The sequence below is a fragment of the Conexibacter sp. CPCC 205762 genome (assembly GCF_030646155.1).
In the GTDB taxonomy this organism is placed as follows: Bacteria; Actinomycetota; Thermoleophilia; order Solirubrobacterales; family Solirubrobacteraceae; genus Conexibacter.
In genome coordinates, this window is the sequence record NZ_JAUTDN010000006.1 from 89,339 (window position 1) to 112,551 (window position 23,213).

The following is a 23,213-nucleotide window of genomic DNA, read 5'->3' on the forward strand; positions in this document are numbered from 1 at the left end:
CACCGCGGAGGCGCGTCTGGACCGGCAGTCGACGGGCATCCGAGGCGCACTCCGCAAAGCGGTGCGCTGGTTCGTCGTAGCGGCGGCGTCAGCGGGTCGCCAGCGCGGCGGCGGCGGTGTAGAGGGCGGTGAGGTGGGTGACGAGCTCGTCGGGGTCGGCGGGGGCGCGGCCGGTGGCGGAGGCGATCAGGGCCTCGGCGATGCCGCCGGAGACGATCAGGGCGCTGAGCTGGAGGCTGCGCGCGTCGACCGCGCTCGGGTCGGGGGCGAGGCCGACCATCAGGCGGGCGGCGAGCGCGCTGAAGCGCTCGACCAGGACGGCGCGACGGGCGCGGAAGGCCGGCGTCGCGAACGACTCGACGAGCGTCACGCGGACCGTGCGGGGATCGGCGGCGAAGTGCTCGGCGAGCGCGCTCAGGACGCCGTGGGCCTGCTCCTGGGCCGAACGGCCGGGAGCGTTGGCGGCCGCCTGCACGACCGCTTCGATCTGCTCCGCGGCGCGGTCGACGACGGCCAGGAAGAGCGCCTCGCGGCTGTCGAACTGCTCGTAGAAGTAGCGTTGGCTGAGCCGCGCCTCTCTGCAGACGTCGGTCACGGTCGTCGCGGTCCAGCCGCGCGCGGCGAACAGCTCCAACCCCGCCGCGAGGAACTGCTCGCGCCGCCTCAGCTCGCGCTCGGAGCTGGTCATGCCGCCCCAGACGCGGCCCGGATCGGCGCTCATCGGCTGATCGTCGCACAGCCCCTCCCCAAACAACAAGAACGAGCGCCTTCAACTTGAACTACCGCGTTCCAGATGCGTAGGATCCGGGCAATGTCACGCGATCCGCACCTGCCCGTGCTCGTCGGGGTCGGCGAGGTCGTCCGCCGGCCCGGCGACGACGGACCGACCGAGCCGGCCGCGCTCGCGGTCGAGGCGATCCGCGCCGCGCTCGCCGACGCGGGCGCCGGCGACGCGCTGCTCGGCCGCGTCGGCGCGGTCGGCGCCGTCCCGTCCGCCGCCTGGACCGACGGGGATCCCGGCCGCCGCATCGCGGAGCTGATCGGCCGCGGGGACCTGCCGACGCTGCGCTCCAGCATGCAGGGCGGCAACGGCCCGCAGCTGCTCGTCAACGTGCTCGCGGAGCGGATCCAGGCCGGCCGGATCGACGCCGCGATCGTCTGCGGCGCCGAGGCGCTCAGCACCGTCGCGCGGCTGGCGAAGCAGGGCCGGACGCCCGGCTGGCCGGCCGCCGACCCGGCGCGCGAGCCGGGCGAGACGCTGGAAGCCGACAGGCCCGCCAGCACCGCGGCCGAGAACGCCGTCGGGATGATCGCGCCGATCATGGCCTACCCGCTGATCGAGAACGCGATCGGCCACGCCGCCGGCCGCACGCCGGCGCAGCAGCTCGACCGCGCCGCGCGGCTGTGGTCGCGCTTCAGCGAGGTCGCGACGAGACAGCCGGCGGCGTGGGGAAGACCGCAGGCGCGCAGCGCGCAGGAGCTGGCGACCGCGAGCGCCGGCAACCGCCGCGTCACGTACCCGTACACGAAGCTGCTCAACGCCAACATCCAGGTCGACCAGGGCGCCGCGCTGATCCTCTGCTCGGCGGGCGCCGCGGCCGCGCTCGGCGTCCCGCGCGACCGCTGGGTGTTCGTCCACGCCGGCGCCCGCGCGACCGACGAGTGGTTCATATCCGAGCGGCGCGAGCTGCACCGCTCGCCGGCGATCCGCGCCTGCGGCGAGGCGCTCTTCACGCGCGCCCACGTGCGCGCCGAGGAGCTGGGCCCGATCGACCTCTACTCCTGCTTCCCGGCGGCCGTGCAACTGGCGGCGCGCGAGCTGGGGCTGCCGCTCGACGATCCCGCGCGGCCGCTCACCAGCACCGGCGGCCTGACCTTCTTCGGCGGCCCCGGCAACAACTACGCGACGCACGGCATCGCGGCCGTCGCGCGCCGGCTGCGGGAGGCCGAGCCGGGCACGCACGGGCTCGCGACCGCGCTCGGCTGGTACGCGACCAAGCACGCGCTCGGCCTCTACGGCAACCAGCCGCCGAGACGCGCGTTCGCGTCGCTGCAGCCGGCGCCGGCGACGCCCGCGCCGCGGCGCGTGATCGCGCCGGCCGAGACGACCGCGGTCGCCGAGACCTGCACGCTGATCTGCGACCGCGCCGGCGAGCCCGCCTACGGGATCCTCTTCGCGCTGACCGAGGCCGGCGATCGCGCGCTCGCCAAGACCGACGACCCTGCGGTGATGGCGGCGATGAGCGGGGACGGCTTCCTCGGCGCCCGCGTCGCGCTCCACGCCGACCGCAGCTTCGACCTCGTCCAGGAGGCCACGCATGCCTGACACCGACAGCACCCCGCCGATCCGCGTCGAGCGGCGCGGCGCCGTCCAGCTCGTCACGTTCGAGCGGCCGCAGGTCCGCAACGCCTTCAACCGCGAGATGTCGGAGCTGGTCGCCGCCGCGATGGACGAGCTCGACCGCGACGACACGCTCTCGGTCGGCGTCGTCACCGGCGCCGGCGGGTGCTTCAGCGCCGGCATGGACCTGAAGGCGTTCGCGCGCGGCGAGTTCCCGGGCGTCGCTGTGCGCGGCTTCGCCGGCATCACGCAGAAGGCGTCCGACAAGCCGCTGATCGCGGCCGTCGAGGGGCCGGCGCTGGCGGGCGGCTTCGAGATCGCGGTCGCCTGCGACATGATCGTCGCCGGTCGCTCCGCGACGTTCGGCGTGCCGGAGGTGCGGCGCGGACTCGTCGCGCTCGCGGGCGGGCTGCGCCAGCTCGCGCGCCGCGTGCCGCGCGGGATCGCGAAGGAGCTGGCGCTGACCGGCGCGCCGATCGACGCCGAGCGGGCGGCGCAGCTGGGGCTCGTCAACCAGCTCGTGGACGACGGGAGCGCGCTCGACGCGGCGCTGGAGCTGGCGCAGCGGATCGCCGCCAACGCGCCGCTGGCGCTGCGCGCGACGAAGCGGATCCTCGACGAGCAGGACGCCTGGGACGGCGACGACTTCTGGGCGCGCCAGGGCGAGATCGCCGGCCCGGTGATCATCAGCGCCGACGCGCGCGAGGGCGCCGTCGCCTTCGCCGAGAAGCGCGACCCGGTCTGGCAGGCGCGATGAACGTCCCGTCGTTGCGCGCCGTCGGCGACCTCGGCCGCGGCGCGAGAGCGCTGGCGGCGGCGGGGATAGTGACGCCCCGCGTCGGCGAGCTGGTGCAGCGCGTGAAGGCGCTGCGCGCCTGGGGCCACGTGCCGATCGCCGGCTTCGTCGCGGCCGCCCGCTCGCGACCGCACCAGCCCTTCCTGCACGACGACGAGGGGACGCTCACCTACGCCGAGGCCGACCGTCGCAGCGACGCGATCGCGCACGGGCTGCGCGCCTCCGGCCTGCGCGAGGGCGACGCCGTCGGCCTGCTCTGCCGCAACGGCCGCGCCTTCGTCGAGGGCATGCTCGGCTGCTCGAAGGCCGGCCTGACGATGCTGTTCCTCAACACCGACTTCGCCGGCCCGCAGCTGCTCGGGACGCTGGAGCGGGAGGGCGGCAAGGCGCTGATCGCCGACGCCGAGTTCGACGCGCTGCTGCCCGCCGACGCGCTCCCGGGCCGCCGCTTCGTCGGCCACGGCGCGCGCGACGACGACCCGCTGGCGCTGGAGCGGCTGGCGCAGCGGCCAGGCGGCGGGCCGCTCGCGCCGCCCGCCCAGCCGGGCAAGCTCGTGATCCTCACCTCCGGCACGACCGGCACGCCGAAGGGCGCGGCCCGCAGCGGCGCGCCGATCTCCGCCGTCGCCGGCATCCTCGACCGGATCCCGCTGAAGGCCGGGCAGACCCACCTGATCGCGGCGCCGCTGTTCCACGGCTGGGGGCTGCTGCACCTCACGCTCGCGCTGGCGCTGCCGGCGACGGTCGTGCTGCAGCGCCGCTTCGAGCCGGAGGAGCTGCTGCGCGTCGCCGCCGCCCGTCGCGTCGACTCGATCGTGCTGGTGCCGACGATGCTCCAGCGGATCATGCAGCTGCCCCCGGAGACACGCGCCCGCCACGACCTCTCCTCGCTGAGCGCGCTGCCGCTGTCGGGCTCGGCGATCCCCGGCGACCTCGCGACGCGCGCGATGGACGCCTTCGGCGACGTCGTGCTCAACTTCTACGGCTCGACCGAGACCGGCTGGGCGACGATCGCGACGCCGGCCGACCTGCGCGCCGCGCCCGGCACCGCCGGCCGGCCGCCGATGGGGACCGACCTGCTGCTGCTGGACGAGCACGACCGGCCGCTTCCGCAGGGCGCGACCGGCCGCATCTTCGTCGCCTCGCGGCTGCGGATGGAGGGCTACACCGACCGTGCGCTGCGCAAGGCGGAGGTCGACGGCCGCATGTCGACCGGCGACGTCGGCCACCTCGACGCGAGTGGGCGGCTGTTCGTCGACGGCCGCGACGACGAGATGATCGTCTCCGGCGGCGAGAACGTCTTCCCGCGCGAGGTCGAGGACCTGCTGGTCGCGCACGACGCGGTCCTCGAGGCGGCCGTGATCGGCGTCGATGACGAGCAGTTCGGCCAGCGGCTGCGGGCGTTCGTCGTGCTCGCGGAGGGGGCGCAGGTGGACGGCGAGGCGCTGCAGGCGCACGTCCGTGCCAACCTCGCGCGGTACAAGGTCCCGCGCGAGGTGGTGGTGCTGGCGGAGCTGCCGCGCAATCCGACCGGGAAGGTGCTCAAGCGGCAGCTGGCCGCCTGGACCGACCCCGCGTAGGCGGTCGGTCCAGGCGTGAGCGGGTCAGGTCAGGCGAACGAGATCTCGCCGTCCTCGACCCAGGCGGTGCCGTTCCAGCGCACCGCTCTTCTGTCGCCGATCGAGGCGCACAGCGTGCTCGACGCGCACGAGCCGGCGAACGCGAGGCCGGACGCCGGCTGGTACGCCGCGCTCGGCGAGCCGCTGCCCGTCCACGTGTAGATGTTGGCCGAGCTCTCCAGCCCGGCGAACATGCAGAACGAGCCGGTCGGCGCGCAGCTGATCGGATAGGCGGGCCGGCCGCCGGCCGCTCTTCCGGCGCTCCAGCTGGAGCCGTCGAACAGCGTGTAGTCGCCGAACGTGCCGCCGGCGACGCATCTGCCGCCGGGGGTGCACGCGACCTGCTGGACGTAGCTGATTCTCGACGTCAGCGACTCCTCCGCGGTCCAGTTGACGCCGTTCCATCTGGTGATCGACTGGCGCGAGCCGACGGCCGCGACGCAGTTGGTCGCCGTGACGCACTGCACCGACGTCATCTGGTTGTCGGAGCCCTCGCCGGCCGGGAACGTTCTGATGCTCCAGGCGCTGCCGTTCCAGGTCCAGATCGCCGCTCTGTTGGCGGAGCTCTTGCCCGCGAACATGCAGAAGTCGGCTCTGACGCAGGAGACCATCTTGCCGTAGTACATCGAGAGGCCGTCGGTGACGGTCGGGCCAACGCTCCAGGTGCCGTCCACGCGCGTGTACGCCTTGCCGGCGTTGTCGACGACGAGGCAGGAGCCGTCGGCGGCGCAGCCGATCACGCCGTCGGTCGTGGTCCAGGCCGGGAGCTGGATGCGGTCTCCCCATCTGGTGCTGGTCGCGTCGTACGTGACGACGCCGCCTCTGTTGTCGAGCGCGGTGCACGAGTCCCCGGCGCAGGAGACCGAGCGCAGGTACTGCGCCGTGTTGCCGGCGATCGTGAACGTGACCGTGCCTCTGGCGACGACGCTGTCGGCGTCGCTGACCTGGAACGTCACGCTTCTGCTGCCCGACGCCGTCGGCGTGCCGCCGATCGCGCCGGTCGCTCTGTCGAGCGTGAGCCCGGCCGGCAGCGAGCCGCTGGCGACCGTCCAGGTGAACGGCGCTCTGCCGCCGCGCACCTCGAGCGTCTCGGCGAAGGCGGTGCCGACTCTGCCGCCGAAGGCGCTGGAGAGCACCTCGAGCGCGTTCGGGACGACCGTCAGTCTGATCTCCAGCGTCGCTCTCTGACCGAACTTGTCGGTCGCCTCGACGGTGAAGATCGCGTCGCCCTCGGTCGTGGCGGTGCCGCTGATCGCGCCGTCGGTCGCCAGCGAGAGACCGGCCGGGAGCGTGCCGCCGGTGACCGCCCAGGTGATCGGGCTGCCGCCGCCGGTCGCTCTCAGCTGCGCTCTGTACGACTGGCCGGCCATCGGCGAGAGCAGCGACTGCGTGCCGAGCGAGAAGGCCGGGTAGGCGCTTCTGATCGTCAGCTCGCGCGTCGCTCTCGTGCCGACGGCGTCGGTCACCGTGACGGTGAAGCCGCTCTCGCCGGGCGCGGTCGCCGAGCCGCTGACGACGCCGTCGGCCGACAGCGTCAGGCCCTCCGGCAGTCTGCCGGCGGTGATCGCCCAGGTCAGCGGCGCGACGCCGCCGTCGGCGTTCAGGGTCGCTCTGTAGGCGCTCTCGACGGTCGCCGCCGGGAGCGTCTGCGCGGGCACCGACAGCGCCGCGGCGTCAACCGCGATCGACAGCGCGCGCGATGCCTTCTGGCCGTCGGCGCCGGTCAGCTCGACCGTGAACGAGCCGGTGCCGACGCTGCTCGGGATGCCGGAGATCGTGCCGGTCTGTCCGTCGAGCGTCACGCCCGCCGGCAGGTTGCCGGCGCTGATCGCCCAGCGGTACGGCGCGGACGAGCCGCTGCCGGCGAGCGCCGTCGTGTACGGCTTGCCGGCGGTCGCGTTCGGCAGCGAGGCCGTCGTAATCGCCGCGGGCGGGGTGGCGACCGCGATCCGCAGGTCGCGCGTCGCCGTCTTTCTCTTGCTGTCGGTGACGGTGACGGTGAAGGCGGAGACGCCGGCGGAGGTCGGCGTGCCGCTGATCTGACCGCTCGACGGGTTGAGCGTCAGGCCGGCCGGGAGGCTGCCCTTCGTGACGCTCCAGGTGAACGGTCTGGTGCCGCCGATCGCGGCCAGCGTCTGGCTGTAGGCGCGCGTGGCGACCGCGTCGGGGAGCGTCGAGGTCGACACCTGCGGCGGCGCGGAGCCGCTCGCCTTGGCGATCGTCCAGTCCTTCGAGAAGAGGTCGGGGACGTTTCTGTCGAAGCTGAATCTCCACACCTGGAAGGCGATGCCGGCGCCGGCCTGGAAGCCGCCCGACAGACGCCACCACGGATCTCTGGTCGAGTCGACGTCGAATCTGATCAGCGCCTCGGCGGTCAGGTACGGGCCGCCGACCTCGTAGACGTCGAACATCAGCTTGGGGCCGATGCCGGCCATGATGCCGGCGTTGAACTCCGGCTCCGGCGGGGTGAATCTGAAGTCGTTGTCGAGCGACTTGACCGGGATCAGCTTCTTGCCGTCCCACTGCAGGCCGACGCGCGCGTCCATCGCCTGGCGGACGCTGGTGCTGACGGCACCCTCGACCGAGCCCTCGGCGATCACGTGGAAGTTGAGCTTCGGCGTGATCACGACCGGCACGGGGCCGACCGAGAAGGTGATCGGGCTGTAGCGGATCGGTCTGCTGAGCAGGTCGACGTCGAGCTCGCACTTGGCCTTGCCGGAGACGCGCAGCGCCAGCTGCGACGACTGCTGCAGGCGCGCGACCGCGATCGCCTCGATCGTCAGCGGATGCCAGAGGCCGCCCCACGAGATGCCGATCTCGGCGCCGGCCGAGAGGCCGAGCGAGCCCTTGATCGACGCGTCGACGCCGCCGGAGCATCTGTACGGCTTGTCGACGCCGCCCTCGGGCTGCTGCGCGACCGACGACTTGGCGCCGAGCTTGCCGGGGCCGACCTGCAGCTGCGGCTCGACTCTGATGCGCGCCTGCGGGCCGATCGCCGACAGCGGCGCCTGCGTGCCGGTGACGGTCGCGCTGTCGCCGCTGCGGTTGACCGACGCGACGACGATCAGCAGGCCCTGCGGGGTTGCCTTGCCGGGACCGGCCGCGAGCGTGTCGCCGACGGCGACTCTCTTGTTCGGGTCGTCGAGCGTGACGGTGTAGGTGCCGTTCGTCTTGACCGACGAGGTGATCGCCGACGGCTGCGCGACGCGGGTCGTGTTCGAGACCCGCTGGACCCAGCGCACGTGCGCGGTGCCGCGGCCGCCCTTGCGGACCTTCACGATCGTGCTGCGGTACTGCGGGAAGGTGACGGTGGACGTGCCGGCGATGCGGTTGCCGGTGACGGTCCAGCGGCCGAAGACCTTCGGCTTGAAGGTGCGCGATCTGGCGATCCGCCAGCGTCTGCCGCTCGGGCTGACGACGTACGCGCGACGAGCGCTGGTGCCGCCGCTGAGCTTGACGACCAGGCGCGAGGGGCGCGCCTTGGCGCCGCGCTTGGCCGCGCCAGCCGGGCTGCCGAGCGTGATCACCTGCGGAGCGCCGGCTGCGGGGCAGTCGGCGGGGGCGCAGACCGGCGGCGCCGTGGGCGCGGCGGTCGCGGCCGGGACGCGCTGCGCGCACCACGCGAGCAGCGCGACGAACAGCAGCAACGCGATGCGTGCCGTCCGTGGCGTGGAGAGACGTCCTTGTCCAGTCATGTGGCCAGATGATCGACCGCTTGAGGAATTGTTTAAGTACCGTCTCCGTTTTCAGACAGGCGCGCTCAAGCTCCTTTCCAGGCACGTTCCACGCCCGCTGAGAGCCCCTGGTAGGGTCGGGCCGAATTGCGGGGGTTTGAGTGATCGTGCGGCGAATCGCCACTGTCGCGGTGGCTGCGCTGGCGTGCGCGGGGACGCTGCCGGCGGCGGCCGCGGCGCGTGCCGCGTACGTGCCCGGCGAGGTCGTGGTCGCCTACGCGTCAGGCGCCGGACCTGCGGCGCGGGCGGCGAGCGCGGCCGGCGCCGGCGCGGTCGCGAGCACGGCGCCGACCGGCGACGCGCACGTGCATGTGCTGCACGTCGCGCCCGGTCGCGAACGGGCGGCGATCGCGCGGCTGCGGCGCCAGGGGCGCGTCCGCTGGGCGGCGCCGAACCCGGTCGCGCACGCCTCGCAGCTGGCCGAGCCGCTGAACGACCCGGGCCTGCCGCGGCTCGGCGGGCTGATCGGCACGCAGTGGAACTTCTTCGGCCCGTGGGGCGTGCAGGCGACGCAGGCGTGGGCCAACGTCGCCGCCGTCGCGCCCGGCGGCCGCGGCGTCCGCGTCGCCGTGCTCGACACCGGCATCGCCTACCGCGACTGGCGCCGCTTCCGCCGTTCGAGCGACTTCGCCGCGACCCGCTTCGTCGCTCCCTACGACTTCGTCGCCGGCAACCGCTTCCCGCTCGACCGCGACCGCGCCGGCCACGGCACCCACGTCGCCGGCACGATCGCCGAGACGCCCGGCAACGCGGTCGGCGTCACCGGCCTCGCCTGGGGCGCCTCGATCATGCCGGTGCGCGTGCTCGACGGCTACGGCTACGGCGACGCCGTCAACATCGCCCGCGGGATCCGCTGGGCGGCGCGCCATGGCGCGCGCGTGATCAACCTCAGCCTCGAGTTCTCCGGCAGCGTGCGCGCCTCCGAGATACCGGGGATCGTCGACGCGATCCACGACGCCGACCGCCGCGGCGCGCTCGTGATCGCCAGCTCCGGCAACGAGGCGCAGCAGCGCGTCGCCTACCCGGCGCGGACCGACGTCGCCGTCGCGATCGGCGCGACGACCGACGCCGGCTGCCTCTCCAGCTTCTCCAACGACGGCCCCGGGCTCGACCTCGTCGCACCCGGCGGCGGCGACAACGCCGACATCGCCGACGACCCCAACTGCACCTTTCCGCACAGCGGCCGCGACATCGTCCAGCAGACCTACGACGGCAGCTTCGCCAGCTTCGGCCTGCTCGGCCTCGGCGGCACCTCGATGGCGGCACCGCACGTCAGCGCGGCCGCGGCGCTGACGATCGCCAGCGGCCTGCTCGGCGCCGCGCCGACGCCGGCGCAGGTCGAGTGCCGGCTGAAGCTGACGGCGACGAGACTGGGCCTCGCCGCGCCCAACCGCGTCTACGGCTACGGCCTCGTCAACGCCGCCGCCGCGACCGACCCGCAGCTCGCGACGCCGGCCTGCACCGCCGGCAGTGCGCGGCTGCGGTAGGCGCGCACGCCGGCCTCGTCGCGCGGGCGCTCCGCGCGCGGGCGCTCAGAGCGCGAGCCGGCGGTACTCGATCGCCGGGCAGCGGTCCATCACGACCGTCAGGCCGGCGGCGGCGCCGCGCGCGGCGGCCTCGGCGTCGATCACGCCGAGCTGGAGCCAGGCGACCGAGGCGCCGATCGCGACCGCCTCGTCGACGTGCTCGCCGGCCTCCTCCGAGCGCCTGAAGACGTCGACGACGTCGATCTCGACCTGCTCGCGCGCGTCGGCCAGGGTCGGATAGGCGCGCTCGCCGAGGATCTCCAGCGCGGCCGGGTTGATCGGCACGATCCGGTTGCCGCGCGACTGCAGCAGCGCCGCGATCCGGTGGCTGTCGCGGCTGGCGCGCGGCGAGCAGCCGACGACCGCCCACGTGCGCGGCGTCGCCAGCAGCTCGCGGATGACGTCGTCGCCGGGGTTGGCGAAGCCGCCGCTCATGCTCTTCTGCCCGGCAGCAGCTGCTTGACCTTGTCGGCGCCGCCGCGGGCCGTCTCGCTGACCTCGTGGGCGCCGCCGCGCAGGCGTCTCGCCGCCTCGCCCGCCCATCTGCGCGCTCTGCTGACCGGCAGGTCCTCGGGTCGCGTCAGGTCTCTGCGCGCGTGCGTTCTCAGCTTCCGCGCCAGGTCGCCCTCGACCGGCGGGTAGGAGGAGATCGGCTCGCCGTCCTTCCACACGACGACGTGCCGCTCGCCGTCGATGATCGCGGCGCTGAACATCCCGTCGATCTGCCGCGCCTCGCCGATCGCGACCTGCCGGTGCCTGACGCGCTCGATCCAGACGAGGAACAGCGCCAGCGCTCTCGGCCCGGCGGTCGCCAGCAGCCACGCGCGGAAGCGCTTGTTCCTCAGCAGTTTCCAGAGCCAGGCGACCCACATGGCCTTCACGCTACCCGCTCGGCGGGACGGTCGACGCGGGGCGTGGTTCAGTCTCCGCCGTAGATCAGCAGCGTTCCCGCCACGTGGTCGGCGATTGCCAGCGCCGTAGCCGCCGATTTCGTTTCGGCGCGCACGGCCAGATTGCCGCTGCCGTAGGAGGCGTAGTACGTCGCCGTGTGGAGGTCTCCGCTGCTGGCGGTGCGCAACGCGACGTCACTGAACACGCCGACCGAGGCCGGGCGGATCTCGCCGCCCTCGGCCTCGCGTGCGTTCTGGATCGCGCTCAAGCCGTACCCCGGCATCCAGTCGATGACGACAGCGCACCCGCATTCGTCGCTCGACCACTCGGAGCGGTACCGCGGGGGATCGTCGCTCTCCGTCACGTCGGTCTTGACCTCGGACCAGCCGCGCGGCCGCTCGACGCTGTAGTCGAGACCGCTGTGGAACGCGTACTCAGCGGGCGGTCCTGGGGCCGCCGGCGGCGCTGCCGCCGTAACCGTGCGCGTGCGTTTGCGGGGCGCTCTCGCAGCGGCCGCGGTGGTTCGCTGGTCGTCGCGCGACGGCGTCGTCGCGGCGACGGCAGGACGTCTCGTCGCAGGTTGAGTCGCGGCGACCGTCTCCGCGAGGTCGGACGGGCTGCCGCGGAGCGCAAGCGCGGTGACGCCGCCGACGACGAGCAAGACGGCGACGAGTGCGAGCAGCACCGGCGTTCGCGCCGAGCGCTTGCGCGCCGCGGGCGAAGGCGGCAGCAGCGGCTTGCGCAGCGTCGCATCGACTGCGCTGGCTGGGGCGTGCGGTTGTGGCAGCACAGCCGTCGCCCCGTCCTCCTCCGGCGGCGCATCGTCATCGGACGTCGGCTCCACATCGTCGGCGGATACCGGTGCGGCGGCGCCGATCGCGACGCTGCGATCGTCAGCGGGCAGCTCGCGGTCCTGCACCGCGGCGAGCACGGCACGCGCGAGCCCTCCGGCAGAGGCGTAGCGCGCGTCTGGATCCTTCGCCAGCGCTCTGCTCAGGACGGTCCCGAGCGCCCGCGGCAGCTCGGGCGCGTGTTCTGACAGCGACGGCGGGTCGGCGTTGACGTGGGCCCACACCTTCGCGATCTCGTGCTCGCGCGGAAACGGGACCGAGCCGGTGAGCGCCTGGAACAGCAGGCAGCCGAGCGCGTAGACGTCGGTGCGCGCGTCGAGCCGGCGACCCTCGATCTGCTCGGGCGCGACGTAGTCGATCGTTCCGATCCACTGACCGGTGCGCGTGAGCCCGGACGACGAGGCGCTGACGAGCTTGGTGAGGCCGAAGTCGGACAGGTAGGCGTGCTCGCGCGAGGCCGTCACGAGCACGTTCGCGGGCTTGACATCGCGGTGCACGAGCCCGCGCGCGTGAGCGGCGTCGAGCGCGTCTGCGACCTGGGTCAGGAGCGCGACCGCGCTCTCTACCGGCAGCGTTCCGCCGTTCTCGCGCAGCAGTGCGCGCAGGTCGAGACCGTCGACCCAGCGCATGACGATGTAGAGCTCGCCGTCGCTCTCGCCGGCGTCGTGGATCGGCACGACGTTGGGATGGTCGAGCGAAGCGGCGATTCGCGCCTCTGACTGGAAGCGTTCGCGGAACTCCGGATCCTGGGCGAGCTCGGGCGACAGCAGCTTCAACGCGACGCGCCGCTCGAGCGCCTCGTGCTGGGCCAGGTAGACGACGCCCATGCCGCCCCGGCCGATCACGGAGATGATCCTGCAACCTGCCACGACGGTGCCGATCCGCGCGTCCCCTGCCATTGGACGCACTCTAATACGGCGGTTCGCTCACGCGAGCCAGACACGCAACGCGATGACGATCGCGATCAGCAGGATCAGCATCAGCTGGCGGATGAACAGGCGCCGCTCGGCGCGGTCCTGCTCGCGCGCTTCGAGGTCGCCGCCGTCGATCAGAACGGGGAGAGCGCGTCATGCCAGCTGCCGCTTCTGCGGTCAGGTGGTCGCACCGGCGGCGGCCGGCGCGACGATCCCGTAGTCGACGTCGGGCGCCGACTCGAGGAAGTGGACGGCCATCGCGCGCGCGGCGGCGTCGCGATCGCCGCCGGCGACGGCGGCGGCGATCGCCTCGTGGTGGGCGATCGTGCGGGCGAGCGCGTCGTCCCTGTCGGCGATCCGCCGCCACAGCTCGCCGAGCGAGTGCGACACGACGGTGTTGAGCGCCTCCAGCAGCAGCAGCAGCGCCTGGTTGCCGGCGAGGCCGGCGAGCGCGAGGTGGAAGGCGAGGTCGGCCTCGCGGAAGGCGTCGAGGTCCTGCGCGGCGCGCATCGCGTCGAGCGCGGGCGTCAGCGCGGCGGCGCGCGCCGCGGCGTCGGGCGCGGTCGCGGCCAGCACCGCCGACTGCGCCTCCAGCGCCGCGCGACACTGCTGGAACTCGTCGACGGCGATCCCGTCCTGACGCATCCGCACGCGCAGGATCGAGTCGAGGATCTCGGCGCCGGGCCTGCCGACGACCGTCTCGCGCCCCTGGCTGCGGACGAGGATCCCGCGCCCGGCGAGCGCGGCGATCGCCTCGCGCACGACGACGACGCTGACGCCGAACCGCTTCGCCAGCTCGCCGGCGGCGGGCAGCGCGTCACCCGCGCCGAGGTCGTCCTCGTCGATCAGGGCGAGGATCGCCTCGGCCGCCTGATCGGAGAGCGAGCTGCGGGGGAGCGTGGACACGCGAGCAGTGTAGTGGGGGTGACGGCTGCTCTTCATCTTCTTAGCTTGACAGCTTCTAATAGAAGTAGCTAGGGTGAAACGAAGAGAGGCGCCGCGAACCCCCGAGCGGCGCGAGGAGGAGAAGGACCACGTGCCCGAGATCGAAGGAAGGGACGGCGCTGCCGTCCCGGTTCTGGAGGCGCGCGCCGTGTCGAAGGTCTTCGGCGGCACGGTCGCGCTCGACCACGTCGACCTGTCGCTGCGCGCCGGCGAGATCCATGCGCTGCTGGGCGAGAACGGCGCCGGCAAGTCGACGCTGACGCGGATCCTCTGCGGCGTTCACCGCCCCGACACTGGCGAGCTGCGCGTCGACGGAGCGGTCGTCGACTTCCACACGCCGGCGGCGGCGCAGGAGCACGACATCGCGATCCTGCATCAGGAGCCGTCACTGTTCGGCGACCTCGAGGTCGCCGAGAACGTCTTCGTCGGGCGCCAGCCCAAGCACGGCCGCCCGCCGCGGATCGACCGCCGCGCGATGCGCGCCGAGGCGGCCGCGCTGCTGGCCGAGCTGGGCGCCGAGCTCGACCCGGCGGCGCGCGTCGCCGACCTCTCGCTGGCCGAGGCGCAGCTGGTCGAGATGGCCGGCGCGCTGTCGCGGCGGGCGCGCGTGCTGATCGTCGACGAGCCGACCGCCGCGCTCACCCCCGGCGAGGTCGGCGACCTCTTCCGCGTCCTGCGCGGCCTGCGCGACCGCGGCGTCGCGATCCTCTTCATCGGCCACCGGCTGGAGGAGATCTTCGCGCTCGCGGACCGCATCACCGTGCTGCGCGACGGCCGCTTCGTCGACTCCAGAGCGGCCGCCGACCACGACGAGGCGTCGCTGATCCGCGCGATGGTCGGCCGCGACGTCGCCGCGCTCCACGTGCGCACGCGCGTCGAGCCCGGCGAGCCGCTGCTGCAGGTCCGCGGGCTCGCGCGCGCCGGCGTGTTCGAGGCCGTCGACCTCGACCTGCGCAGCGGCGAGATCGTCGGCCTCGCGGGGCTCGTCGGAGCAGGTCGCACCGAGGTCGCGCGCGCGGTCTTCGGGATCGACCGCCGCGACGCCGGCACCGTCGAGCTGGCCGGCGAGCGGCTGCGCACGCCGCAGCAGGCGATGCGCGCCGGGCTCGCGTTCGTGCCCGAGGACCGTCAGCGCGAGGGCGTCGCCGTCGAGCTGCCGATCGCCGCCAACGTCGCGCTGCCGATCCTCGGCCGCGTCGCCTTCCACGGCTGGCTGCGGCCGGGCCGCGAGCGGGCGCTGGCGCGCGAGTGGGGCGAGCGGCTGCGGCTGAAGGCGCGCGACGTCGAGCAGGCGCCGCGCGAGCTGTCGGGCGGCAACCAGCAGAAGGTCGTGCTCGCGAAGTGGCTGGCGACGAGACCGCGCGTGCTGATCCTCGACGAGCCGACGCGCGGCGTCGACGTCGGCGCCAAGGTCGAGATCCACCGCCTGATCGACGAGCTGGCGGCGGCGGGGATGGCGATCCTGCTGATCTCCTCCGACCTGCCGGAGGTGCTGGCGCTGAGCGACCGCGTGCTGGTGATGCGCGAGGGCCGCGTGACGGCCGCGCTGCACCACGCCGAGGCGACGCCGGAGCGGGTCATGCAGGCGGCGACGGCCGAGGCGCAGGCGGTCGCGGCATGAGCGCCGTCGCTCGTCTCGCACGCGTCCGCGAGCTGGCGCTGGCCGGCTTCATCGCGCTGCTGGTGATCGTGATCGCGGCGCAGAACGGCGACTTCCTGTCGGGCTCCAACCTGCGCAGCATCCTGCTCGACATCACGCTGATCGCCGCGCTCGCCTCAGCCCAGCTGATGGTGATGCTGACGCGCAACTTCGACCTCTCGATCGGCTCGACGGTCGGGCTCTCGGCCGTCACCGTCGGGATGATCTGCCAGCAGCACGGCGCGCTGCCGACGCCGCTGGCCTACCTCGTCGCGGTCGCGGTCGGGCTCGTCGTCGGGCTCGTCAACGGGTTCGCGATCGCGCGCCTGAGAATCCCCTCGATCATCTTCACGCTCGGCATGCTGAGCGTCGTCCGCGGTGCGGTCTACCTCGTCGCCGACGGCGGCCAGGTCAACAGCGAGGACGTGCCGGCCGGGATGACCGACCTCGCCACCGGCGGCCCGTTCGGGATCCCGCCGCTGGTGCTGATCGCGCTCGCCGTCGCGCTCGCCGCGTTTGCCTTCCTGCGCTGGACGCGCAGCGGCCGCAACGTCTACGCGGTCGGCTCCAACCCCGACGCGGCGCGCCTGCACGGCCTGCCCGTCAGCCGCACGGTCGTGCTCGTCTTCGCCCTCAGCGGCGCCGTCGCCGGCCTCGCCGGCGCGCTCTACCTGAGCCGCTTCGGCTTCGCGCAGATCACCGCCGGCAGCGGCCTCGAGCTGACGGTGATCGCGGCCGTCGTCGTCGGCGGCGCCTCGATCTTCGGCGGCTCCGGCAGCATCGCCGGCACGCTGCTGGGCTGCCTGCTGCTGGGCGTGATCGGCAACGGCTTCGCGGTGCTGGGCGTCTCGCAGTACTGGCAGGACGCCGCCTACGGCGCGCTGATCCTGCTGGCCGTCATCGCCGACGCCCGCCTGCGCGCCGTGCGCCGGCCGGCGCGCTCGGCCGCCGCTCCCAAGGAGGCAACCGCATGAGCTCCCGCGCCGCCCGCCGCTTCGCCTTCTCGCACGAGGCGTTCACGGTCGTGCTGCTGGTGGTCGCCGTCGTCGTCGTGACGCAGCTGTCGCCGTACTTCCTCGACGCGCAGAACTTCTCGCAGATCGCGACCGACTCGCTCGAGATCGGGCTGATCGCGCTCGCGATGACGCCGCTGATCGTCGTGCGCGAGATCGACCTCTCGGTCGGCTCGACGCTGGGCCTCGCGGCGGTCGTCTTCGGCGAGCTCGCCAGCCACGATGTGCCGCTGCTGGCGGCGGTGCTCGCGACGGTCGCGACCGGCGCGCTCGCCGGCCTGCTCAACGGCCTGCTGGTGACGCGCTTCGGGCTTTCGTCGATCGTCGTGACGCTCGGCACGATGGCGCTCTTCCGCGGTCTCGCGAACGCGATCGTCGGCGACCAGACGATCACGACGCTGCCCGACAGCTTCACCGCCAGCGACACGCGCTACGCGATCGGCACGCTCGTGACGATCCCGCACGTGCTGTTCGCGCTCGCGGCGCTGGCGGCGGCGCTGCTGCTGCATCGCTCGACCGTCGGCCGGCGGATCTTCTTCGCCGGCTCCAGCCCCGACGTCGCGACCCACTCGGGCGTCCGCGTCGACCGCCTCAAGGTCGGCCTGTTCGTCGCCTCGGGCACGCTCGCGGCGATCGCGGCGCTGTTCATGACCTCGCGGCTGCAGTCGGTGCGCGCCGACACCGGCAGCGGGCTCGAGCTGCTGGTGCTGACGGTCGTGCTGCTCGGCGGCGCCGACATCCGCGGCGGGCGCGGGACGATCTTCGGCACGCTCGTCGCGCTCGCGCTCGTCGGCGTCGTGCGCAGCGGGATGGCGCTCGGCGACCTGCCCGACCAGGCCCGCGTCGCCGTCGTCGGCGGGCTGCTGCTGCTGTCGATCTGCGCCGGCGTCGCGATCGAGGCGCTGCGCAGACGCGCGGCGGAACGTCGCACCACCCGGAGGATCCGCGGCGGCGCGGAGCTCCGACCGACCCCCACCACGTAGCAGGAGGAGAGAGAGATGGTTCGCACCGCTGGGCGCCTCACGGCGCTGGGTCTCGGCATGGCCGCACTGACGTTCGCCGGCTGCGGCGAGAAGTCCGACGGCAGCTCCGCCACGAGCGGATCGGGCAGCTCCAAGAGCGGCCCGACGCGCGTCGTGTTCATCCAGCAGAACTCGGGCAACCCGTACTTCGACAACATCGCCGAGGGCTTCAAGGCCGCCGGCGAGAGACTCGGCTACGAGTTCACCGCGACCGGCCCGTCGACCGCCGCCGCGGCCGACCAGGTGCCGCTGATCCAGGACCAGATCCAGAAGCAGGTCGACGCGATCGCGATCCAGGCGAGCGACCCGAAGGCGGTCCTGCCGGCGCTCAGACAGGCGAAGGCGAAGGGGATCAAGATCATCGCCGTCAACTCCGACCAGATCGCGGAGGTCCGCGACGCGGCCGTCACGCCGGTCGACTTCGAGAGAGTCGGCGAGGCGCAGCTGGCGCTGCTCGGCGAGCTGATGGACTACAGCGGCGACTTCGCCGTCCTCAGCGCGACGACGACGGCCCCGTTCCAGCTGACGGTCATCGACCACATCAGAAGACTGCTCGCCTCTGACCCCAGATACAGAGCGATGAGACTGGTGAAGGTCGCCTACGGCAACGACGAGCCGCAGAAGTCGACGACCGAGACGCAGGGCCTGCTGACCAGCTTCCCGCAGCTTAAGGGGATCCTCGCCCCGACGACGGTCGGGCTGCCGGCTGCCGCGCAGGCGATCGCGACCGCCGGCAAGGGCGGCAGAGTCGCGCTGACCGGCGTCGGCCAGCCCAACCAGATGCGCAAGTTCGTCAAGGACGGCGTCGTCGAGAAGTTCCAGCTGTGGGTCCCCTACGACCAGGGCTACGTCGGCGGCACGCTGCTGAAGGGCCTCGTCGACGGCGAGATCGAGGGCAGACCGGGCGTCTCCTTCGACGCCGGCAGATACGGCACGCAGAGAATCTCGGAGACGGGCGTCGTCTACGTCGCGCCGGAGATGACGGTCTTCGACAGAGACAACATCGACGACTACGACTTCTAGGCGGCTCCGGTGCAGATCGACCACAGACCGCTGTTCGCCGCGCTCGGGCTGCCGCCCGGCGACCTGCACGACCGGCCCGACTCGCCGCTGACCTTCCCGGACGGCGGCGCGTACCGGATCGAGATCGCGACCGCGGAGGGGCTCGCCTCGCTGCAGGCGATCGTCGCGACCGCGCGCGAGCTGGGCGTGCCGGTCCACCGCGTCACGCAGGGCAGCGGCGCGATGCTGCTGACCGAGCGCGAGCTGGCGGAGATGGCGGCGCTCGGCCGCGAGGAAGGGGTGGAGGTCTGCATCTTCGCCGGGCCGCGCGGCCCCTGGGACGGCACCGCCTCGCCGAAGACGCCGCAGGGCGGCGTCTTCGGCTGGCGCAACTTCGGGCTCGACCAGCTCGGCTACGCCGTCCGCGACGTGCAGCGGGCGGTGCGGGCCGGCGTGCGCTCGATCTGCGTCGCCGACGAGGGGCTGCTGTGGCTGCTGGCGAGAGCGCGCGAGCGCGGCGACCTCCCGCCCGAGCTGGTGCTGAAGGTGAGCGCGCTCACCGGCATCGCCAACCCGCTGCAGGCGCGCATGCTGGCCGGGCTCGGCGCCGACACGATCAACGTCGCCTCCGACACCTCGCTGGCGCGGCTGGCGGCCTTCCGCGCGCTCGTCGACCTGCCGCTCGACCTCTACATCGAGTCGCCCGACGCCTTCGGCGGCTTCGCGCGCTACTGGGAGATCGGCGAGATCGTCCGCGTGGCGGCGCCGGTCCACCTCAAGTTCGCGCTCGTCAACGCTCCCAACCACTACCCGGCGGGCCGTCACCACGAGGCGGCGGTCGTCGCCGGCTCGATCGAGCGCGTCCGCCGCGCGGCGGCGGCGCTGGAGATCCTGCGCGACGTCGCGCCCGCCGCCCGCCGCTCGCCCGGCGGCGCCGGCGGCGCCGTGACCTCCAACGAACCCAACGGACATGTCTGAACATCGCATCGCCGACATCCGCGTCCGGCGGATCGGCTTCTCGCGCACGCCGCAGACGCTGCGCGCCCACCTCGTCAGCCCGCTCAGTGCCCACCCGGGCGCCGAGCCGGCCGGCGGCGGCAGCTGGTTCGGCGGCTGCGCGCTCGTCGTCGTCGAGGTCGAGACCGACAGCGGCCTCGTCGGGCTCGGCACGGCAGGCGGCTTCAGCGCCGTCCCCGCGACCGTGATCGAGGAGCACCTGCGCCCGCTGATGCTCGGCGCCGATCCGTTCGCGGTCGAGCGCAACTGGGACCTGATGTACCGCTCGGTCGCGCGGCTCGGCGTCAGCGGCGCCGTGCTGGCCGGCGTCAGCGGCATCGACATCGCCTGCTACGACATCATGGGCCAGGCGCTCGGGGTGCCGGTCTACGAGCTGATCGGCGGCCGCACGAGCGAGCGGATCCCCGTCTACGCGAGCCGTCTCTACGCGCTCGACGACCTCGACGAGCTGGCGCAGGAGGCGCGCCGCTGGCGCGACGCCGGCTTCAGGCTCGTCAAGCAGCGCTTCGGCTTCGGCGCGCGCGACGGCCTCGCCGGCATCCGCCGCAACGTCGAGCTGGTGCGGACGGTGCGCGAGGCGATCGGCGACGACGTCGAGCTGGCCGCCGACGCCTACATGGGCTGGGACGTCGAGTACGCGCTGGAGATGGTCAAGCGGCTGGCCGAGTTCGACCTCAAGTGGCTGGAGGAGCCGCTGCTGGCGCACGACGTCGGCGGCTACCGCCGGCTCTGCCGCGAGAGCCCGATCCCGATCGCCCACGGCGAGCACCAGTTCGGCCGCTACGGCTTCGCGCGCGTGATCGAGGCCGAGGCGGCGCACCTGCTGCAGCCCGACGTCAACCGCGTCGGCGGCATCACCGAGGCGCGCAAGATCTTCGCGCTCGCCGCCGCCCACGACCTGCCGGTGATCCCGCACTCGAACGAGCTGCACAACCTCCACCTGGTGATCTCTCAGCAGAACGCACCGATGGCCGAGTACTTTCCGGATGTCGAGCCGGACACAGGCAACGAGCTGTTCTGGAAGATCTTCGAGGGGGCTCCGGTCGCCCGGGACGGACATGTCGAGCTGAGCGAGCAGCCGGGACTCGGGCTGGCGCTCCGCACGTCCGCGATCGAGCAGCTGACGACCCATGTCTGAGAAGGAGAGCCCCGTGAAGTGGAGCGTGCGCGCGATGAAGGTCGGCCACTGGACGGCCGTCCCCGGTCCCGAGCTGCACTGGATGTCGCACTGGGACGAGTGGCAGCAGGTCGACGTGCTGATGCTCGTCGCCAGGAGCGACGACGGCAGGGTCGCGCTCGTCAACACCGGCCCGGGACAGGACTACCTGCCGTTCATGAACGCCCACTGGGCGAGAGTCGTGCGCGAGGACTGCAGCTTCGACGTCGCGCCGGAGCAGCGGATCGAGGCGATCCTGGCCGCCAACGAGCTGACCCCCGACGACGTCGACTACGTCATCTGCACGCCGTTCCAGGCGTACACCGTCGGCAACCTGCCGCTGTTCGAGCGGGCGCGGATCTGCCTCTCGCGCAGAGGCTGGGACTTCTTCTTCCAGAACCCCTATCCGAATCACCCGCACGACTACCGGCCGATGGTCTTCCCGCCGCGCGTGCTCGAATGGCTCGTCTACGAGGCGCACGACCGGATCGTGCTGCTCGACGACGAGCACGAGCTGGCGCCGGGCCTGCGGACGTTCTTCACCGGCGCCCACCACCGCGCCTCGATCGCGGTCGACCTCGACACCGCCAACGGCCGCGTGATCGCCTCCGACGCCGCCTTCCTGTACGAGAACGTCGAGCAGAGCACGCTGCTCGGCATCAACGAGAGCATGTACGAGGCGCTCGACGCCTACGCGCGCTTCCGCCGCGACGCCGACCACTTCGTGCCGCTCTGCGACGGCCGCGTCTTCGACCGCCACCCGGGCGGGGTGATCGCGTGACCGTGCCCGTCAGCGAGCGCGTCGCGCTCGTCACCGGCGCCGCACGCGGGATCGGCCGCGGGATCGCGCTGCGGCTCGCCGCCGACGGCTACCGCGTCGCCGTCAACCACCCGAGCGACGACGACGGGCCGCAGGAGACGCTGCGGCTGATCGCGGCGGCCGGCGGCGAGGCGATCGGCGTCAAGGCCGACGTCGGCGTCGCCGCGCAGGCGCGCGGGCTCGTCGCCGAGGTGGTCGAGCGGCTCGGCCGTCTCGACGTCGTCGTCTGCAACGCCGGCGTCTGCCCGTTCGGCCCCTTCGACGAGGTCACCGAGGAGACCTGGGACCGCACCCACCAGGTCAACCTGAAGGGCACCTTCCTCGTCAGCCAGGAGGCCTCGCGCGTGCTGATCGCGCAGGGCGACGGCGGCCGCATCGTCGCGATCTCGTCGATCTCGGCGATCGCCGGCGGCTCGATGCAGACCGCCTACACGCCGACGAAGGCGGGCCAGGTCTCGCTGATGCGGTCGCTGGCGATCGCGCTCGGTCCGCACGGCATCACCTGCAACTGCGTCGAGCCCGGCACGATCGAGACCGACCTCAACGCGGAGGTGCTCGCCGACCCGGCGATGCGCGAGCACTATGCCTCCCGCATCCCCACCCGCCGCATCGGCGCGCCGGCCGACATCGCCGCCGCCGTCGCCTTCCTCGTCTCCGACGACGCCGCCTACGTCAACGGGACCGAGATCCTGGTCGACGGCGGCGCGCTCGTGAACCTCGCCTAGCAGGGAGAACCACCGATGAGCATCACCAGCACCGACGCCGACGCCCAGTTCGCCCGTGTCGAGCCGCTGCTCGACGAGCTGGAGGTCGTCACCGCCTCGTGGGCGTTCGGCAACGCCGGCACCCGCTTCAACGTCGTCCAGCATCCCGGCTGCCCGCGCAACGTGTGGGAGAAGCTCGACGACGCCGCGACCGTCCACGAGCTGACCGGCGGCGCCGGCAGCGTCGCGCTGATCGTCCCGTGGGACGTCGTGCCCGACCCGCAGCAGCTGGTCGATGGGCTGGCGCAGCGGAACCTCAAGCCGGGGCCGGTCCGCACCAACCTGTTCCAGGACGACGACTACATGCTCGGCACGCTCTGCCACCCCGAGCAGCGCGTCCGCGACAAGGCGATCGGCCACATCCGCGAGTGCGTCGAGCTGGCCCAGGCGGTCGGCTCCGACGTCGTCGGGATCTGGCTGCCGGACGGCACCAACTACCCCGGCCAGGACTCGATCATCGAGCGCAAGCGGCGGCTGGAGGCGTCGCTGGACGAGGTCCACGCGCTCTTCCCGCAGGAGCTGACGCTGCTGCTGGAGTACAAGTTCTTCGAGCCCGCCTTCTACTGGACCGACCTGCCCGACTGGGGCACCTCGCTGATGCACTGCCAGCGGCTCGGTGACAACGCGAAGGTGCTCGTAGACATGGGCCACCACGCCGCCCACACGAACGTCGAGGGCGTCGTCGCGCAGCTGCTCGACGTCGGCCGCCTCGGCGGCTTCGACTTCAACAACCGCGCCTACGCCGACGACGACCTGATCGTCGGCTCGGTCGACCCGTTCGAGCTGTTTCTGGTGATGGACGAGCTGGTCTCCAACTGGGGCAGAGCGAGAGAGGTCGTGCTCGCGCTCGACCAGAACCACAACATCGAGGAGAAGATCCCCGCGGTCGTCCGCTCGGTCCTCAACATCCAGGAGGCGGCCGCGAAGGCCGCGCTCGTCGACCGTGAGGCGCTCGCCGTCACGCAGGCGGCCGGCGACGTGCTCGGCGGCCACGAGCTGATCCTCGACGCGTACAACACCGACGTGCGGCCGCTCGTCGCGCGCTGGCGCGCGCAGCACGGCGCGCCCGAGCAGCCGCTGCGCAGCTATCGCGAGAGCGGCCGCAGAGAGCAGCTGATCGCCGAGCGCGGCAGCGCCGGCGACGGCGGCTGGGGCTGATCGCC

19 protein-coding genes are annotated in these 23,213 nt (G+C 73.1%); 13 read left to right on the plus strand and 6 right to left on the minus strand.

Going from position 1 to position 23,213, the window contains the following annotated elements; genetic code table 11:
- Nucleotides 1-88: 88 nt before the first annotated feature.
- Nucleotides 89-721 (minus strand): TetR/AcrR family transcriptional regulator, encoded by a 633-nt coding sequence (locus tag Q7L73_RS08175; protein WP_304688363.1) that lies wholly within the window; start codon nt 719-721, stop codon nt 89-91.
- Nucleotides 722-811: 90 nt separating this feature from the next.
- On the opposite strand from Q7L73_RS08175, the gene Q7L73_RS08180 reads away from it, so the two are divergent.
- From Q7L73_RS08180 to Q7L73_RS08190, 3 genes are read left to right on the plus strand one after another with little or no spacing between them, the layout of a single operon-like run.
- Nucleotides 812-2,326, plus strand: a complete 1,515-nt coding sequence (locus Q7L73_RS08180) for a hypothetical protein (protein ID WP_304688366.1) — start codon at nt 812-814, stop codon at nt 2,324-2,326.
- Nucleotides 2,319-3,098, plus strand: a complete 780-nt coding sequence (locus Q7L73_RS08185) for a crotonase/enoyl-CoA hydratase family protein (RefSeq protein ID WP_304688367.1) — start codon at nt 2,319-2,321, stop codon at nt 3,096-3,098. Before Q7L73_RS08180 ends, Q7L73_RS08185 begins: the two co-directional genes overlap by 8 nt.
- Nucleotides 3,095-4,717 (plus strand): AMP-binding protein, encoded by a 1,623-nt coding sequence (locus tag Q7L73_RS08190; protein ID WP_304688369.1) that lies wholly within the window; start codon nt 3,095-3,097, stop codon nt 4,715-4,717. The genes Q7L73_RS08185 and Q7L73_RS08190 overlap by 4 nt, the downstream gene beginning before the upstream one ends.
- 29 nt (nt 4,718-4,746) lie before the next feature.
- On the opposite strand, the gene Q7L73_RS08195 is transcribed toward Q7L73_RS08190, so the two are convergent.
- On the minus strand, nt 4,747-8,451 hold the full coding sequence (locus Q7L73_RS08195; protein WP_304688372.1) for an Ig domain-containing protein: 3,705 nt from the start codon (nt 8,449-8,451) through the stop codon (nt 4,747-4,749).
- 170 nt (nt 8,452-8,621) lie between these two features.
- Between Q7L73_RS08195 and Q7L73_RS08200 the strand changes: the two genes are divergently transcribed.
- The gene (locus Q7L73_RS08200) at nt 8,622-9,977 is read left to right on the plus strand and encodes a S8 family serine peptidase (protein WP_304688374.1); all 1,356 of its coding nucleotides are present in this window, start codon (nt 8,622-8,624) and stop codon (nt 9,975-9,977) included.
- A 45-nt stretch (nt 9,978-10,022) separates the two neighbouring features.
- Here Q7L73_RS08200 and Q7L73_RS08205 read toward each other — a convergent pair whose 3' ends face one another.
- From Q7L73_RS08205 to Q7L73_RS08220, 4 genes are all read right to left on the minus strand, one after another.
- Nucleotides 10,023-10,451: a CoA-binding protein gene (locus Q7L73_RS08205; RefSeq protein ID WP_304688375.1), complete on the minus strand. Its 429-nt coding sequence runs from the start codon at nt 10,449-10,451 to the stop codon at nt 10,023-10,025.
- Entirely contained in the window at nt 10,448-10,888 is a 441-nt protein-coding gene (locus Q7L73_RS08210; protein ID WP_304688377.1) for a hypothetical protein, read from the minus strand. The genes Q7L73_RS08205 and Q7L73_RS08210 overlap by 4 nt, the downstream gene beginning before the upstream one ends.
- Before the next feature lie 47 nt (nt 10,889-10,935).
- Nucleotides 10,936-12,657: a serine/threonine-protein kinase gene (locus Q7L73_RS08215; RefSeq protein ID WP_304688379.1), complete on the minus strand. Its 1,722-nt coding sequence runs from the start codon at nt 12,655-12,657 to the stop codon at nt 10,936-10,938.
- Nucleotides 12,658-12,849: 192 nt separating this feature from the next.
- A complete protein-coding gene (locus Q7L73_RS08220; RefSeq protein WP_304688381.1) occupies nt 12,850-13,578 on the minus strand; it encodes a FadR/GntR family transcriptional regulator in 729 nt (242 codons plus the stop codon).
- Nucleotides 13,579-13,708: 130 nt separating this feature from the next.
- On the opposite strand from Q7L73_RS08220, the gene Q7L73_RS08225 reads away from it, so the two are divergent.
- From Q7L73_RS08225 to Q7L73_RS08265, 9 genes are read left to right on the plus strand one after another with little or no spacing between them, the layout of a single operon-like run.
- The gene (locus Q7L73_RS08225; protein WP_370552369.1) at nt 13,709-15,238 is read left to right on the plus strand and encodes a sugar ABC transporter ATP-binding protein; all 1,530 of its coding nucleotides are present in this window, start codon (nt 13,709-13,711) and stop codon (nt 15,236-15,238) included.
- Nucleotides 15,235-16,230 carry an ABC transporter permease gene (locus Q7L73_RS08230; RefSeq protein ID WP_304688386.1) on the plus strand — a complete coding sequence of 332 codons (996 nt, stop codon included), beginning with the start codon at nt 15,235-15,237 and terminating at the stop codon, nt 16,228-16,230. The genes Q7L73_RS08225 and Q7L73_RS08230 overlap by 4 nt, the downstream gene beginning before the upstream one ends.
- Entirely contained in the window at nt 16,227-17,252 is a 1,026-nt protein-coding gene (locus Q7L73_RS08235; protein ID WP_304688388.1) for an ABC transporter permease, read from the plus strand. Before Q7L73_RS08230 ends, Q7L73_RS08235 begins: the two co-directional genes overlap by 4 nt.
- Nucleotides 17,253-17,267: 15 nt before the next feature.
- Entirely contained in the window at nt 17,268-18,314 is a 1,047-nt protein-coding gene (locus Q7L73_RS08240) for a substrate-binding domain-containing protein (protein ID WP_304688390.1), read from the plus strand.
- A 9-nt stretch (nt 18,315-18,323) separates the two neighbouring features.
- Complete coding sequence (locus Q7L73_RS08245) at nt 18,324-19,271, plus strand: hypothetical protein (protein WP_304688391.1); 948 nt, start codon at nt 18,324-18,326, stop codon at nt 19,269-19,271.
- Complete coding sequence (locus Q7L73_RS08250) at nt 19,264-20,448, plus strand: enolase C-terminal domain-like protein (RefSeq protein ID WP_304688393.1); 1,185 nt, start codon at nt 19,264-19,266, stop codon at nt 20,446-20,448. Before Q7L73_RS08245 ends, Q7L73_RS08250 begins: the two co-directional genes overlap by 8 nt.
- Entirely contained in the window at nt 20,441-21,247 is an 807-nt protein-coding gene (locus Q7L73_RS08255; protein WP_304688395.1) for a hypothetical protein, read from the plus strand. The genes Q7L73_RS08250 and Q7L73_RS08255 overlap by 8 nt, the downstream gene beginning before the upstream one ends.
- Complete coding sequence (locus Q7L73_RS08260) at nt 21,244-22,011, plus strand: SDR family NAD(P)-dependent oxidoreductase (RefSeq protein WP_304688397.1); 768 nt, start codon at nt 21,244-21,246, stop codon at nt 22,009-22,011. Before Q7L73_RS08255 ends, Q7L73_RS08260 begins: the two co-directional genes overlap by 4 nt.
- Before the next feature lie 15 nt (nt 22,012-22,026).
- Nucleotides 22,027-23,208: an L-rhamnose isomerase gene (locus Q7L73_RS08265; RefSeq protein ID WP_304688399.1), complete on the plus strand. Its 1,182-nt coding sequence runs from the start codon at nt 22,027-22,029 to the stop codon at nt 23,206-23,208.
- Nucleotides 23,209-23,213 lie beyond the last annotated feature (5 nt).

Excerpts from the sequence above, each read along its gene's own strand:
- Q7L73_RS08175 (WP_304688363.1), bottom strand. The coding sequence starts at position 721 with ATGAGCGCCGATCCGGGCCGCGTCTGGGGCGGCATGACCAGCTCCGAG.
- Q7L73_RS08180 (WP_304688366.1), top strand. The coding sequence starts at position 812 with ATGTCACGCGATCCGCACCTGCCCGTGCTCGTCGGGGTCGGCGAGGTC.
- Q7L73_RS08185 (WP_304688367.1), top strand. The coding sequence starts at position 2,319 with ATGCCTGACACCGACAGCACCCCGCCGATCCGCGTCGAGCGGCGCGGC.
- Q7L73_RS08190 (WP_304688369.1), top strand. The coding sequence starts at position 3,095 with ATGAACGTCCCGTCGTTGCGCGCCGTCGGCGACCTCGGCCGCGGCGCG.
- Q7L73_RS08195 (WP_304688372.1), bottom strand. The coding sequence starts at position 8,451 with ATGACTGGACAAGGACGTCTCTCCACGCCACGGACGGCACGCATCGCG.
- Q7L73_RS08205 (WP_304688375.1), bottom strand. The coding sequence starts at position 10,451 with ATGAGCGGCGGCTTCGCCAACCCCGGCGACGACGTCATCCGCGAGCTG.
- Q7L73_RS08210 (WP_304688377.1), bottom strand. The coding sequence starts at position 10,888 with ATGTGGGTCGCCTGGCTCTGGAAACTGCTGAGGAACAAGCGCTTCCGC.
- Q7L73_RS08215 (WP_304688379.1), bottom strand. The coding sequence starts at position 12,657 with ATGGCAGGGGACGCGCGGATCGGCACCGTCGTGGCAGGTTGCAGGATC.
- Q7L73_RS08230 (WP_304688386.1), top strand. The coding sequence starts at position 15,235 with ATGAGCGCCGTCGCTCGTCTCGCACGCGTCCGCGAGCTGGCGCTGGCC.
- Q7L73_RS08235 (WP_304688388.1), top strand. The coding sequence starts at position 16,227 with ATGAGCTCCCGCGCCGCCCGCCGCTTCGCCTTCTCGCACGAGGCGTTC.
- Q7L73_RS08240 (WP_304688390.1), top strand. The coding sequence starts at position 17,268 with ATGGTTCGCACCGCTGGGCGCCTCACGGCGCTGGGTCTCGGCATGGCC.
- Q7L73_RS08250 (WP_304688393.1), top strand. The coding sequence starts at position 19,264 with ATGTCTGAACATCGCATCGCCGACATCCGCGTCCGGCGGATCGGCTTC.
- Q7L73_RS08255 (WP_304688395.1), top strand. The coding sequence starts at position 20,441 with ATGTCTGAGAAGGAGAGCCCCGTGAAGTGGAGCGTGCGCGCGATGAAG.
- Q7L73_RS08265 (WP_304688399.1), top strand. The coding sequence starts at position 22,027 with ATGAGCATCACCAGCACCGACGCCGACGCCCAGTTCGCCCGTGTCGAG.